Annotated in this window: 12 protein-coding genes; 5 read left to right on the forward strand and 7 right to left on the reverse strand. The window is 57.2% G+C overall.

What is annotated here, in order from left to right; translation table 11 throughout:
* Positions 1–26: 26 nt before the first annotated feature.
* The 3 genes from serA (at position 27) to ACYVAC_RS02010 (ending at position 3,956) form a co-directional block, all read left to right on the forward strand.
* Positions 27–1,931: a phosphoglycerate dehydrogenase gene (serA, locus tag ACYVAC_RS02000; protein ID WP_461095872.1), complete on the forward strand. Its 1,905-nt coding sequence runs from the start codon at positions 27–29 to the stop codon at positions 1,929–1,931.
* 80 nt (positions 1,932–2,011) lie between these two features.
* Positions 2,012–3,094 carry an aminotransferase class V-fold PLP-dependent enzyme gene (locus ACYVAC_RS02005; protein ID WP_461095873.1) on the forward strand — a complete coding sequence of 361 codons (1,083 nt, stop codon included), beginning with the start codon at positions 2,012–2,014 and terminating at the stop codon, positions 3,092–3,094.
* Positions 3,095–3,257: 163 nt separating this feature from the next.
* Positions 3,258–3,956 carry a hypothetical protein gene (locus ACYVAC_RS02010; RefSeq protein ID WP_461095874.1) on the forward strand — a complete coding sequence of 233 codons (699 nt, stop codon included), beginning with the start codon at positions 3,258–3,260 and terminating at the stop codon, positions 3,954–3,956.
* A gap of 60 nt (positions 3,957–4,016) precedes the next feature.
* Here ACYVAC_RS02010 and ACYVAC_RS02015 read toward each other — a convergent pair whose 3' ends face one another.
* The 7 genes from ACYVAC_RS02015 to ACYVAC_RS02045 form a co-directional block, all read right to left on the reverse strand.
* Positions 4,017–4,571, reverse strand: a complete 555-nt coding sequence (locus ACYVAC_RS02015; protein WP_461095875.1) for a DinB family protein — start codon at positions 4,569–4,571, stop codon at positions 4,017–4,019.
* A 220-nt stretch (positions 4,572–4,791) separates the two neighbouring features.
* Positions 4,792–5,841: a glycoside hydrolase family 43 protein gene (locus tag ACYVAC_RS02020; RefSeq protein ID WP_461095876.1), complete on the reverse strand. Its 1,050-nt coding sequence runs from the start codon at positions 5,839–5,841 to the stop codon at positions 4,792–4,794.
* Positions 5,842–5,975: 134 nt separating this feature from the next.
* Positions 5,976–6,932 (reverse strand): transketolase family protein, encoded by a 957-nt coding sequence (locus ACYVAC_RS02025; RefSeq protein WP_461095877.1) that lies wholly within the window; start codon positions 6,930–6,932, stop codon positions 5,976–5,978.
* A 12-nt stretch (positions 6,933–6,944) separates the two neighbouring features.
* Complete coding sequence (locus tag ACYVAC_RS02030; protein WP_461095878.1) at positions 6,945–7,796, reverse strand: transketolase; 852 nt, start codon at positions 7,794–7,796, stop codon at positions 6,945–6,947.
* 147 nt (positions 7,797–7,943) lie between these two features.
* The gene (gene xylA, locus ACYVAC_RS02035; protein WP_461095879.1) at positions 7,944–9,275 is read right to left on the reverse strand and encodes a xylose isomerase; all 1,332 of its coding nucleotides are present in this window, start codon (positions 9,273–9,275) and stop codon (positions 7,944–7,946) included.
* A gap of 194 nt (positions 9,276–9,469) precedes the next feature.
* Positions 9,470–10,177 carry an NUDIX hydrolase gene (locus ACYVAC_RS02040; protein ID WP_461095880.1) on the reverse strand — a complete coding sequence of 236 codons (708 nt, stop codon included), beginning with the start codon at positions 10,175–10,177 and terminating at the stop codon, positions 9,470–9,472.
* Between the two features lie 135 nt (positions 10,178–10,312).
* A complete protein-coding gene (locus ACYVAC_RS02045) occupies positions 10,313–12,358 on the reverse strand; it encodes a M13 family metallopeptidase (RefSeq protein WP_461095881.1) in 2,046 nt (681 codons plus the stop codon).
* Positions 12,359–12,479: 121 nt separating this feature from the next.
* Here ACYVAC_RS02045 and ACYVAC_RS02050 point away from each other — a divergent pair, with 121 nt between their 5' ends.
* Both ACYVAC_RS02050 and ACYVAC_RS02055 read left to right on the forward strand, forming a co-directional pair.
* Positions 12,480–12,935, forward strand: coding sequence for a DUF4920 domain-containing protein (locus ACYVAC_RS02050; protein ID WP_461095882.1), 456 nt, complete (start codon positions 12,480–12,482; stop codon positions 12,933–12,935).
* 67 nt (positions 12,936–13,002) lie between these two features.
* On the forward strand, positions 13,003–13,431 hold the full coding sequence (locus ACYVAC_RS02055; RefSeq protein ID WP_461095883.1) for a hypothetical protein: 429 nt from the start codon (positions 13,003–13,005) through the stop codon (positions 13,429–13,431).
* Positions 13,432–13,459 lie beyond the last annotated feature (28 nt).

The raw sequence follows: 13,459 nt of genomic DNA on the forward strand, positions 1-13,459 counted from the left end.
CCGCTGTGGGCTTAGCTTAGGTACCCATGCTTACCAAAACACCCGAACAGACGTTCTTTATCATTGATTTCGACAGCACGTTCACGAAAGTGGAAGCCCTCGATGTGCTGGGCGAAATCTCCCTGATTGGCCGGCCCGACCGCGACGATGCCCTCCGGCAGATCAAAGCCATTACCGACCGGGGTATGGCGGGCGAACTGTCGTTTACCGAATCGCTCGACCTGCGGCTCAACCTGCTGCGCGCCCACCGCGATCAGCTACCGGCGCTGGTTGAAACGCTGATGGGTAAAATCTCCGATTCGTTTCAGCGCAACAAGGCCTTTCTGACCGAAAATGCCGACCATATCTACATCGTCTCCAACGGGTTCCGGGAGTTTATTGTCCCGATCGTTACCTCGCTGGGCATCAAGGCCGAGAACGTGTTTGCCAATACCTTCGTCTTCGACGAAGCGGGTAACATCGTCGGTTTCGACCGCGCCAACCCACTGTCGGCCAATGGCGGCAAGTCGCAGGTAATCCGTAACCTCAACCTCGACGGCGAGGTGTACGTGATTGGCGACGGCTATACCGATTACGAAATCCGCGCGGCTGGCCTGGCCAACCGGTTCTACGCCTTCACCGAAAACGTGATGCGCCCGCAGGTAGTCGAAAAAGCCGACCACATTGCGCCCTCGCTCGACGAGTTTCTGTACCACAACAACCTGAGCCGCAGCCAGTCGTATCCCAAAAGCCGGATCAAGGTACTGCTGCTCGAAAACGTGCACCCGGTGGCCGTTCAGCTCTTCGAGCAGGAAGGCTTCAACGTCGAGATCCGGAAGGGAGCGCTCGACGAAGATGAGCTGATCGAAGCCATCCGCGATGTGTCGATTCTGGGCATCCGGTCCAAGACCAACGTAACGGCCCGGGTGCTGGAGCACGCCAACAAGCTGATGACCATCGGCGCGTTCTGCATCGGCACCAACCAGATCGATCTGACGGCCTGCACCGAACGCGGTATTGCCGTGTTCAACGCGCCCTACAGCAACACCCGCTCGGTGGTCGAACTGGCGGTGGGCGAGATCATTATGCTGATTCGGGGCATTGTGCCCAAGAGCAACGGCATGCACGAAGGCAACTGGGACAAATCGGCCAAAAACAGTTTTGAGGTACGGGGTAAAAAGCTGGGGCTCGTTGGCTACGGCAACATCGGCACGCAGCTATCGGTTGTGGCCGAAGCCCTGGGCATGGAGGTGTACTTCTACGACGTAGTCGATAAGCTGGCGCTGGGCAACGCCCGCAAGTGCAAAACGCTCGATGAACTGCTGGCCGTGGCCGACATCATCAGCCTGCATACCGACGGCCGGAAAGAAAACAAAGACCTGATCAGCTACCGCGAATTCGGGCTCATGAAAAACGGCGTCATCTTCCTCAACCTGTCGCGGGGCCATATCGTCGATATTCCGGCGCTGGTCGATGCCATCGAGCGCGGCAAAGTGGTTGGCGCCGGGGTCGATGTGTTTCCGCAGGAGCCCAAAGCCAACGGCGAAGCCTTTATGAATGCCCTGCGGGGACTGCCCAACGTGATTCTGACGCCCCACATCGGCGGCAGCACCGAAGAAGCGCAGGCCAACATCGGCAACTTCGTACCGGGCAAATTGCTCGAGTACATCAACAACGGCAGCACCTACGGCAGTGTCAACTTCCCCGAGCTGCAACTGCCGCTGCTGACCAACTCCCACCGCCTGCTGCACATTCACGCCAACGTGCCGGGTATTCTGGCCCAGATGAATACCATCTTCGCCAAATACCACATCAACATCCACGGTCAGTATCTGAAAACCAATGAGCAGATCGGCTACGTGATTACGGATGTGGCCAAAGAATACGCCGACGAGGTGGTTCAGGAACTCAAAGACATCGACAACACGATTAAGTTTAGACTACTCTATTAAGTGGTGATTGAGTCAATGAGTGATTGAGTGCCCTTCCATTTGACGCTCAATCACTCATTGACTCAATCGCTCATTGGCTTATGACAAACACCTACTTCACACCCGGCCCGGCCGAGCTGTACCCAACGTTTGCCCGACATCTGCAAACCGCGATGGATCGGCAGCTGGGCTCCATTTCGCACCGGAGTCAGGCGTTCCGGGACATCTACCAGGCGACCGATGAGCAACTGCGCACGCTGCTCAACATCCCCAAAACGCACGGTATATTCTTCACCGGTTCGGCCTCGGAAGTATGGGAGCGGTTGCTGTTCAACTGCGTCGAACACGAAAGCTTTCACCTCGTCAACGGGTCATTTTCGCAGAAATTCTACGATTATGCCGGGAGCCTGAAGAAGTTTGCCCACAAGCAGGAGAAGCCCTTCGGCGAAGGGTTCGACGCGGCCGAGATCGAGGTACCACCCTACGCCGAACTGGTGTGCATGACCCACAACGAAACATCGTCGGGTGTTCAGATGCGGGTAGCAGACATGCACAAACTCAAGAAAAAGCACCCCAAAAAGCTGTTCTGCGTGGATATGGTCTCGTCGGCTCCCTACCCCGACCTCGACTACAGTCTGATCGACTCGGCTTTTTTCTCGGTGCAGAAAGCCTTCGGTATGCCTGCCGGTCTGGGCGTGTGGATTGCCAATGAAGCCTGCCTGGCCAAAGCCGAAACGCTGCTACAGCATGACAACCTGACCGTTGGTGCCCACCACACGCTGCCGACCCTCTGGAAGCACTACAAAACCTTCGAGACACCGGCCACGCCCAATGTGTTGTTTATTTATTTGCTCGGCAAAATCGCCGAAGATCTGAACCGGATCGGTATCGACGTCATTCGTAAACAGACCGAAGAAAAAGCCCGCCTGCTCTATAAGTTCATCGGCGACTCGCCGTATTTCGAGCCCTTTGTGGAGCAGGAGCGGCACCGCTCGCAAACGGTGGTTGTTGCCAACACCAAAGCCCCTTCGGCCGAGGTCATTGCCAATGCTAAAGTAGCCGGCATGGTGGTCGGCAGCGGATACGGCAGCCTGAAAAGTTCGCAGATTCGTATTGCCAATTTTCCCGCTACCACGGCCGACCAACTCAATGACCTGATTCGGCAACTCGGAAAACCGCTCTGAACCGACTAGGCTTTTTTTAAGAGTCCGCCCGCACAGCTTAGCTGACGGGCGGACTCTTTTGTATTATTCCCAGCCAACGCCCTGATCCGGACAAACCTTCTCCCCAAAAGGTGGTTAATAGGCTACGACGGCTCGAACCGACCGTACGTTCAACTCAACGACTATGAAACAAGTATTCGCAATGACGCTGCTGCTGACGGGTTTGTCGGCAGGAGCCTACGCCCAGAACGGTGCCGACTCAAGCGGCCGTTCAAAACCACTCATCAGCAACGAAACCAAACAGGACGTGCGGGAAGCCGCCGGCCAGGCAAAAGAAACCCTGGAAGTCGAAGTCGAAAAATCGCGCAATTACCAGCAGGACAACCAGCTGACCTGGTTCCAGCCGGGCAATCTGTTTCTGGGTGGGGGGGCTGGTTTCGGCGCGACCGACGGAAAGGCTTACGTCGATATCAACGCCCGACTGGGTTACTTCTTCCAGCCCGGCTTTGCAGCTGGCGTTCGCTATGATTTCGACCGGCTGGTCGGCAATAAATACCACGCCCGGCAACTGGGTCTGTTTGCCCGCTACTATCCATTCCGGACCCGTATCAGCAGCTTCGTAGGAGCCAGCCTGAACTCGGGCCGTGAATTTTCGGACAATATCCCGTCTGATACCAAAGCTAAATACACCAGCGTCGGTCTTGAACTGGGCGTGATGGCCTGGATTCTGAAGCAACTGGGTGCTGAGCTGAGCTACGAAAGTAGCTTCTACAATAAGATTGACCCCACCGTTAGCCGGGGCAAAGGGGGCCGGCTGAAACTGGGCGTAAACTATTACTTCGGCAGCGTGGGTCGTAATGGCCGTGTATCGCTGAAACGGTAGGTCGGTCGATCTGCCTGCGCCAGGCCGCGCCGGTCCCGCTGGGGCTGGCGCGGTTTGCATTTAGAGCCGCTCCCGATGATGCCGCGTATGTAACTGCGTGAAGTAGAGCATCTGGCGCATCGACAGCAGGCCAAGGGCCGGATGGGGTATGGCGAGGGTATCGAGGTCGGTATCGGTCCAGTTGGCGACTGCATTGGCCAGTGCCTGATAGGTTGCCAGCAATCGCGAAACGCGCTCCTGACGACTCTCCAGGGCATCATCGTTACGGGGTGCAAACGCATCAGGAGCCCGTAGTCCGCCTGCTAAGGCCGTGTAATAATTGTGTTGAATCAGCTCATACGTCTGTCCCGGATTGGCAGGCGGTCCAAACGGCAGCAGGGCATCCCGTGATCCGGTCATCAGACCCAACACGGGGCGCGCCGATCGGTACAGGTGCTGCAGTACATCAGCTACCGACCATTTCCCGTCGACACGCTGCCGGTACTGATTGTCTGACAGCCCGTTGACCTTTTCGGCAATGGCCAGACAATCGGCAAGGAGCCATTCCGGTTGCCGAACCGCATCTGAACTACACTCTTTCAATGGAAAAGCGACTGCTGGCGATACCATTGCCATTTAGAAATGATGTTATAGATATATAAATAAAGCCTATAGTAAAATCTACTGTTTATCGTTCCAGACCGCGACTGTAGCCCTACCAGGGGTCTGACGCCCTGCACACTTCTCCCCTGCCGTTGCAGGCTTACCCCCCTGCACAACGCCAGCTGCTGGTAATCAACACACAGGTGCCCGGACATCGGCTTTATCGACGCCCGGGCACCTGTATGCTATTCGACTAGGGTGTAATGGTCGCAATCGAGCCGTCGGGCCGACGCATCAGCTCACGCACTTTCACGTTGCGCAGGGGCGTTTTGCCCGACAGTTCCACGTCGTGGTAGAAGATGTACCACTTACCACCAATTTCAACGATGGAATGGTGGGTGGTCCAGCCTGTAACGGGCTCCATAATTACACCCTGGTATGTAAACGGACCGTAGGGCGACTTGCCCGTGGCATAGGCCAGCAGGTGCGTGTCGCCGGTCGAATACGAAAAGTAGTAGGTGCCTTTGTATTTGTGCATCCAGCCCCCCTCGAAGAAACGCCGGTCATGATCGCCACCCAGCAGCGGTTTGCCGGCCTTGTCGAGAATCTGTACGTCTTTGGCAGGCTCGGCAAACGTGAGCATATCGTTGCTCAGCCGGGCAATTTTCGGGCTCAGTGCCGGTTTGTCATCCTGCTTGAGATCAGTTTTCGAGCCATTGGCTTCGTAGCTGCCCGTATGCCAGCGCTGCAGCTGCCCGCCCCAGATACCACCGAAATACATGTAGGTTTTGCCATCGGTATCGGTAAAAACAGCCGGGTCGATGCTGTAGCTACCAGGAATGGGTTTGGGCTCGGCCTTGAACGGTCCAACCGGCGATTTGCTGGTCGCTACGCCCATCCGGAAAACATCCTGCTTGTCTTTGACCGGGAAGTAGAGGTAATAGGTCCCGTTCTTGTAAGCCGCGTCGGGCGCCCACAGCTGTCGGCCCGCCCACGGAATATCCTTGATATCGAGCGCAACGCCGTGGTCGGTTACCTTACCACCAATCTTATCCATCGACAGAATGTGGTAATCCCGCATGTCGAAATGACTGCCTTCGTCATCCTCGGGAACGGTCGTCTCAACATCGTGGGATGGGTAGATGTAAATTTTACCGTTGAAGACGTGAGCCGACGGATCGGCCGTGTAGATCGTCGAAATCAGCGGTTTGGGCGCGGGGGCAGTCTTTTGCGCCAGCGCAGCACCCACGCTGCCCAGCACGAGCAGAGAAGGAGCAATCAGCAACAGACGAGTACGGATCATAGGAGTCTTAAGGGTTTCGGAAAAGGCAGTATAGGACGAGTACAGGGGCTGACAAGTAACGCCGGCCGACCCGCTTCTGTACGCGAACTGCCACCCGGCAGGCGGCAGCTCGCATTCAGAAGCGGGTATGTTTTTTATTTCTTGCGCTGGATCACCGACAGGGCTTTGGCAACGATCGAAGCCGCCGTCAGGCCGTATTTCTCCATCAGCTGATCGGGCGTACCGCTCTCGCCAAACGAATCGTTTACGGCTACCATTTCCAGCGGAGCCGGGTGGTTCAGCGCCAGCACCTGGGCCACGCTGTCGCCCAGACCACCGTTCATCTGGTGTTCTTCGGCCGTTACGGCGCAACCTGTTTTCGACACCGACGCCAGGATAGCTTCTTTGTCGAGCGGCTTAATGGTGTGAATGTTGATGATTTCGGCATCGACACCCTGCTCGGCCAGCAGATGACCGGCTTCGATGGCCGGCCATACCAGGTGACCCGTGGCAAAAATCGACACGTGGGTACCTTCATTCAGCATGATGGCTTTGCCGATTTCGAACGGCTGATCGGCCGGCGTGAAATTGGGCACAACCGGCCGGCCGAAGCGCAGGTAAACGGGACCTTCGTGGTCGGCAATGGCAATAGTAGCGGCTTTGGTCTGGTTGAAATCGCAGGGGTTGATCACGGTCATACCGGGCAGCGACTTCATCATACCGATGTCTTCGAGCACCTGGTGGGTCGCCCCGTCTTCGCCCAGCGTCAGGCCAGCGTGCGAGACGCAGATTTTCACGTTTTTGTTCGAGTAAGCCACCGCCTGCCGAACCTGATCGTAGACACGGCTCGAGCCAAAGTTGGCAAACGTGGTCGCGTAAGGAATCAGCCCCGACAGGGTCAGGCCCGAGGCTACTCCGATCATGTTGGCTTCGGCAATCCCGCACTGGATGAACCGATCAGGATTGTCTTTGATAAAGGCATCGAGTTTGAGCGAGGCAACCAGATCGGCGCAGAGCGCCACCACGTTGGGATTGGTGCGCCCCAGTTCGGCCATGCCGGCCCCGAAACCCGAACGCGTGTCTTTCTTTTCAGTAAATGAGTACGTTTTCATATCCGGTGGGGGTTAGTAGTCGCCAAGGGTTTCGTCGAGTTGCGCCAGCGCAGCCGCCAGCTGATCATTGTTGGGGGCGGTACCGTGCCACTTGTGGGTATGCATCATAAAGTCGACGCCCTGCCCCATTTCGGTTTTCATGATGATACAGATGGGCGATCCCTGACCGCTTGCCTGCCGCGCGGCTTCGAGCGTCGACACCACTTCGGCCATGTTGTTGCCATCCATGTGCATCACCGTCCAGCCAAAGGCTTCGTACTTGGCACCCAGGTCGCGGTTGTTCAGTACCTTGTCGGTCGGACCATCGATCTGCTGTCCGTTGAAATCGACAATGGCGATCAGGTTGTCGAGCTTACGGTGCGGAATAAACGCAGCCGCTTCCCAGATCTGACCTTCCTGCTGCTCGCCATCGCCCATGAGGCAAAAAACCAGCGTATTGTCGTTATGAAGTTTTTTGCCCGTGGCGGCACCGGCGGCTACCGACAGCCCCTGTCCCAGCGACCCCGACGCCACCCGGATACCGGGCAGGTGCTCGGCCGTGGCGGGGTGCCCCTGCAGCCGCGAATCCAGTTTGCGGAACGTAGCCAGTTCACTTACCGGGAAATAGCCCCGACGTGCCAGCACCGAATACAGTACGGGCGATATGTGACCGTTGGAGAGGAAGAACATGTCTTCGCCCGTGCCGCTCATATCGAACACCACGGCCCCCTGCTCGTCGGTCTTCAGCGTCATGGTCTTAAAATAGAGGCTTACCAGCAGATCGGTACAGCCCAGCGAGCCGCCCGGGTGACCCGAGGCAACGCCATGTACCATACGAACGATATCCCGGCGTACCTGCAGGGCTATGTTTTCAAGTGTATCCATTCGGTTTTAACTAGAAAATGTGGGTAATACGTGTAGCAATCGGGGCAAAGGTAAGGTCAGGGCGCAGGAAGAGCAGTAGTAGGGTATTACTGGGGGCAAAAAAAAGTAAAGAACGGCTACAGACCGGGCCTGTAGCCGTTCTTCCGACTAGATGTATTGGTTAATGATACTTTCGAGCCACTCCTGTTTGCCGCTCCGAACCTGTGGTTCGCCGTGCTCGAGGGTGTAGGCGCGCAGGTCTTCGAGGGTCAGTTTACCGTCCTCGAACGCTTTACCCTGGCCCGAATCGAACGATGCATACCGCTCGGCCCGGAACTTCAGGTAATCCGACTCGCGCAGAATGGCATCGGCCACAATAAACGACCGGGCGAAGGCGTCCATACCGCTGATGTGGGCAATGAACAGATCGTCCATATCGGTCGAGTTCCGGCGCACCTTGGCGTCGAAGTTGATACCACCGGGTTTGATGCCGCCCGCCTGGTGAATCACCAGCGCGGCTTCAACCAGTTCGTAGACGTTGATCGGGAACTGATCGGTATCCCAGCCGTTCTGGTAGTCGCCCCGGTTGGCGTCGATGCTGCCCAGCATGCCGGCATCGGCCGCTACCTGCAGTTCGTGGTCGAAGGTATGACCGGCCAGCGTAGCGTGGTTCACTTCAATGTTCAGCTGGAAATCCTTGTCGAGACCGTACTGCCGCAGGAACCCGATCACCGTGGCCGAGTCGTAGTCGTACTGATGCTTGGTGGGCTCCATCGGCTTGGGCTCGATAAAGAACGTACCCGTAAAGCCCTGCTTGCGGGCGTAGTCGCGGGCCATGGTCAGGAATTTGGCCAGGTGCTCGACTTCGCGCTTCATGTTGGTGTTCAGGAGCGACATATAGCCTTCACGACCACCCCAGAAAACGTAGTTCTCGCCACCCAGCGCAATGGTTGCGTCGATGGCATTTTTCACCTGCGTACCGGCGTAAGCCAGCACGGCAAAGTCGGGGTTGGTCGAGGCCCCGTTCATGTAGCGCGGGTTCGAAAACACGTTGGCCGTTCCCCACAGCAATTTCACACCGCTGGCGCGCTGCTTCTCCTGCGCGTAGTCGACAATGGCCTGCATGCGCTTTTCGTAGCCGCTGGCCGTTGGCGCTTCGTCGACCAGATCGACATCGTGGAAGCAGTAGTAAGGCGCGCCGATCTTGGTGAAGAATTCGAAGGCAGCATCCATTTTGTGGCGGGCCCGCACATCGGCATCGTTGTCGTTATCCCACGGAAACACCCGTGTACCGGGACCGAAGGGATCGCCACCGGCTCCGCAGAACGTATGCCAGTAACTGATTGCAAACCGGAGCTGATCGCGCAGCGTGCGGCCGCCAATAATCTGCTCCGGATTGTACCACTTAAACGCCAGTGGATTCTTAGACTTCGGCCCTTCGTAGCCGATAGTGCCGATGCCGGCGAAATACTCCCGATCGCCCAGTGTGGGTGTTGCCATGTCTTGGTTTGTGTTAAGCTCTTGTTATAGTGATACTCTCAGCGCTAAAGGCCGGCTTACCGGCTCTATACCGGTGCGGCTTTGCGTTCCGCCGGTATTTTGTGGTGTAAAGTTGACACTTATATTTTTAAACGTCAAAATGACACCCAAAATTTTTTAGTCGAATAATACCACATCCGGCGCAACTGGCTTGCCTACAGGATCGTGTCTGAATTTGGGATGAAGTTGAGAAACGAGTGGGTCAGCTGTTTATACTTGCCCGCATCGATCTGGTAGAAGTAAGCCCCCCGTTTGGAAAAGCCTTTCTGTTTTTCGTCGAGCTTGATGAGCAGATCGGTCGACAGGATTTTGCGGCTGAAGTTGCGCTTGTCGAACTCGGTGTTGTAGATGGCGTCGTAGAGTTTCTTGAGCTGCGGAATGGTAAATTTTTCGGGCAGCAACTCGAAGCCGATGGGGTGCTGGGCCGCTTTATAGCGCAGTCGTCGAATGGCCAGTTCAACCATGTCGGCGTGGTCGAAGAGCAGTCGGGGCAAATCGTAGAGCGAGAACCAGCGGGCGTGATAGGTATCGGAAATGGTCGATTCGTAGTCGGCCACTTTCACCAGCGCGAAGTAAGCCACCGAAATCGTACGGGCAATGGGGTCGCGGTTGGGCTCGCCAAACACGCTGAGCTGCTCGAGGTACACATCGGTCAGTCCGGTCAGCTCAAACAGAATACGGGCGGCTGCGCGCTCCAGGCTCTCGTCGGGCTGAAGCCACCCCCCCATCAGCGACCAGGTTTCGGCTTCTGCTTCGACGCCCCGCTTGACCAGCAGCACCTTTAATTGTTCGCCATCAAACCCGAAAATGATGGAATCGAGGGCCACGAGGTAGGGGTGCTGCTTTTCGTATTGGTCTAACATGAAGGGCCGTAGGGGCAATGGTGAAGCGGTAAAGGTAGGCAAAGACCGCGTTATCTGCACAGACAGTGCCCAGCACAGGCTCGGCCCTGCACCCCGGGGGTACAGGGCCGAGCCTGATTGATTCCGGAAAATCGACTACCAGATTTTGGCCTGCTGCGCTACAGGTTTATACAGCGCCTGCCCCGGCTTTACGCCGAAAGCCGCATAGAATGGCTCAAAATTGGCCAGCGGGCCGTTGACCCGGAACTTGGCCGGCGAGTGGGGGTCGGTGGTGATGCGTACCCGTTCCGATTCGTCGCGCACCTTGATGCGCCACACCTGCGCGAAGCCCAGAAAAAACCGCTGATCGGGCGTGAAGCCATCGATTTTGTCGGTGCTCTGCCCCTGTTTGGTCAGTTTGAAGGCCTGATACGCCAGCGTGATGCCGCCCAGATCGGCCAGGTTTTCGCCCAGCGTGAGCCGGCCGTTTACGTGCAGGTTGTTCAGAATCGAATAGCCGTTATACTGGTCGACCACGACCTGTGCTTTTTTGGTGAAGCGATCGGCATCCGATTTGGTCCACCAGTCGCGCAGGTTGCCCTGGGCGTCGTACTGCCGGCCCTGATCGTCGAAGAGGTGGGTCATTTCGTGGCCGATCACCATGCCGATGGCCCCGTAGTTGATGGCATCGTCGGCATCCTTATCGAAGAACGGAAACTGCAGAATACCGGCCGGAAACACCACCTCGTTGTTGCTGGGGTTGGCGTAGGCGTTTACGGTGGGGGGCGTCATCACCCAGTCAGCCCGGTCCACCGGTTCGTTGACCTTGGCGAAGTCTTCTTTGGTGTGGTGTATGCGGGCGCGCTGCACGTTGCCAAAGTAATCGTCACGTTTGATCTCAACGTCCGAATAATCTTTCCACTTGTCGGGGTAGCCGATCTTCTTCATGAACTTATCGAGCTTCACCAGGGCCACTTGTTTGGTTTCGGGGGCCATCCAGTCGAGTTTCTCGATCCGCTCGCGGTATACCTTCTGCAGATTGTCGACCAGCGTGAGCATCCGCTCCTTAGCTTCGGGCGGGAAGTACTGTTTCACCCAGAGCTGCCCCAGGGCATCGCCCAGCGAGCCGTCGACGGCGTTGGCGATGCGTTTCCAGCGTTCGGGCTGTTTGGGCTGACCATATAGCACCCGGCCGTTAAAGTCGAAGCTGGCGTCGCGGAAGGCGCGGCTCAGCAGACCCGCATTGCCATCGAGCAAATCGAACTGCAGGTAATCTTTCAGCACGTCGATCGGTGTGGCAGCCAGCACCTTATCGAGGGCCTGGTAATAGCCCGGCTGGGCCATCAGTACCGAATCGATACGGCTCAGGCCCATGGTATTGAGCGTACTGCGCCAGGCCAGGTTAGGCATCTGGCGGGTCAGGTCGGCTACGGCCAGCTTGTGGTAATTGGCCACCGGATCGCGCAGGTCGGCGGGGGCTTTGTGAGCGCGGGCCAGTTCCGTTTCGAGGGCCAGAATGCCCTCAGCTTTGGTTTTGGCGGTGGCGGCATCCACCCCCGTCAGCGTGAATAGTTTGGCAACGTAGGCCACGAACGCCGTGCGAACCTTTACCGTCTCCGCGTCCTGCTTGGTGTAGTAATCCTTTTCGGGCAGCGACAGCCCCGACTGTACGAAATTGATGCGGTTGGTACCACTCTCCCGGTCGTCGGCGCCCACGTAGAACCCGATCAGTTGCCCGCCCGGATCGGCTTTGCTGGCAGCCAGGTAGTTTACCACTTCTTTATACGAGGTCAGCGCGGCAATCTTGGCCAGTTCGGCCTTCACGGGCTCGTAGCCCAGCGTTTCGATGCGGGCGGTATCCATGCCGCTGGCGTAGAAATCCCTGACCTGTTGCTCCACGCTGCCCGCTTTGGCATCGCCCCCGGCCGCCTTCTCGAGCAGTACCTTGGTTTTCTGCAGGTTCTCCTCGTAGAGCGTGTTGAACGACCCCCAACCCGTCTGGTCGTCAGGAATTTTGGTTTTGGCTACCCACGCGCCGTTGGCGTAGCTGAAAAAATCGTTGCCCGGGCTCACGGTGGTATCCATGCCCGATTTGTCGAAGAAAGTCGTGCGGGCCGTGGTGGCCGTGTCGGTATTTTTCTGACAGGCAGTCAGCGCGGCCGCGCTCAAGCCTACCAGTACCCAACGGGGTGTCTGTAGCATAAAGTGAGAGTGAAATGCGTTAAAAAAGGGTATTTTTGAACGAAAGATAGCAGATTAGCCGGGCAACACCGTCAAGACCGGCGGGTGCTTCGGTCAGACCCCCTTGTTCAATAGGCAGACCATGAAAAAAACCATTCTCCTCGCCCTGTTCCTGGGCCTCTCTGTGGCCGGTTTCAGCCAGTCGGCGGCCAGTTACCACGGCAAGAAAATAAGCGAAACGGGCGCCATTCCGGCCACTCAGCTCGCTACCCGCATGGGCAGCAAAACCGAGATGACCGCCAAAGTCGAAGGTACCGTCGAATCAGTCTGTAAGGTGAAAGGCTGCTGGATGAAGGTTAAGACCGGCGACGGCCAGACCATGCGCGTGTCGTTTAAAGATTATGGCTTCTTCGTGCCGAAAGATATCGTGGGCAAAACCGTGGTGATGGAAGGCACCGCCGAGACGTCGGTAACACCCGTCGACGAACTGCGCCACTACGCCCAGGACGCCGGCAAATCCAAAGCCGAAATCGAAAAAATCACCGAACCCGAAAAGGCCCTGACGTTTGTGGCCGACGGCGTGATCGTAAAAAAATAAGGTCGGCAGGCCCAACCCGCCGACTCATAATGGGGTCTTCAGAATAATACCAAGGCCCCCATTTGCCATGCAACGATCCATCCCGTTTTTGGCGGTCCTGCTTCTGGCTGCCACCCTGCTCACGCAGGCCTGTAAATCGTCGGAAGCGCTGCCCAGCACGCAGGTGCGGCTGGGCAAAACCCAGTCGGCGCGGCTCGGGTCGGGCGTAACCGTACGGGTCGATTCGATTCTGGATAGCCGCTGCCCGCAGGGCGTTCAGTGCATTATCGCCGGCTACGCGTCGGCCGCGCTGCGCGTCAGTACCGATGCTGACACCCGGTCGCTCACTCTCTTCCTTGGCTACCGGTTGGCTAACAACCCAGCCATGACCGACTCAACGGTGGTCAGCCTGGGCGGGCAACGCTACAGTGTGCTGCTGCGCGACATTACCCCCTACCCGGTGTACGGAAAGCCGACTGCCGACAAACAGGCGCTGGTCGAGGTAAAGGCACTCTGATGCGCGAGACCCTTTTTTTTGTAGTTTG

The sequence above is a fragment of the Spirosoma luteolum genome (assembly GCF_054778875.1).

Coding starts and splice junctions, on each gene's coding strand:
- serA (WP_461095872.1), top strand. CDS start 27: ATGCTTACCAAAACACCCGAACAGACGTTCTTTATCATTGATTTCGAC.
- ACYVAC_RS02005 (WP_461095873.1), top strand. CDS start 2,012: ATGACAAACACCTACTTCACACCCGGCCCGGCCGAGCTGTACCCAACG.
- ACYVAC_RS02010 (WP_461095874.1), top strand. CDS start 3,258: ATGAAACAAGTATTCGCAATGACGCTGCTGCTGACGGGTTTGTCGGCA.
- ACYVAC_RS02015 (WP_461095875.1), bottom strand. CDS start 4,571: ATGGCAATGGTATCGCCAGCAGTCGCTTTTCCATTGAAAGAGTGTAGT.
- ACYVAC_RS02020 (WP_461095876.1), bottom strand. CDS start 5,841: ATGATCCGTACTCGTCTGTTGCTGATTGCTCCTTCTCTGCTCGTGCTG.
- ACYVAC_RS02025 (WP_461095877.1), bottom strand. CDS start 6,932: ATGAAAACGTACTCATTTACTGAAAAGAAAGACACGCGTTCGGGTTTC.
- ACYVAC_RS02030 (WP_461095878.1), bottom strand. CDS start 7,796: ATGGATACACTTGAAAACATAGCCCTGCAGGTACGCCGGGATATCGTT.
- xylA (WP_461095879.1), bottom strand. CDS start 9,275: ATGGCAACACCCACACTGGGCGATCGGGAGTATTTCGCCGGCATCGGC.
- ACYVAC_RS02040 (WP_461095880.1), bottom strand. CDS start 10,177: ATGTTAGACCAATACGAAAAGCAGCACCCCTACCTCGTGGCCCTCGAT.
- ACYVAC_RS02045 (WP_461095881.1), bottom strand. CDS start 12,358: ATGCTACAGACACCCCGTTGGGTACTGGTAGGCTTGAGCGCGGCCGCG.
- ACYVAC_RS02050 (WP_461095882.1), top strand. CDS start 12,480: ATGAAAAAAACCATTCTCCTCGCCCTGTTCCTGGGCCTCTCTGTGGCC.
- ACYVAC_RS02055 (WP_461095883.1), top strand. CDS start 13,003: ATGCAACGATCCATCCCGTTTTTGGCGGTCCTGCTTCTGGCTGCCACC.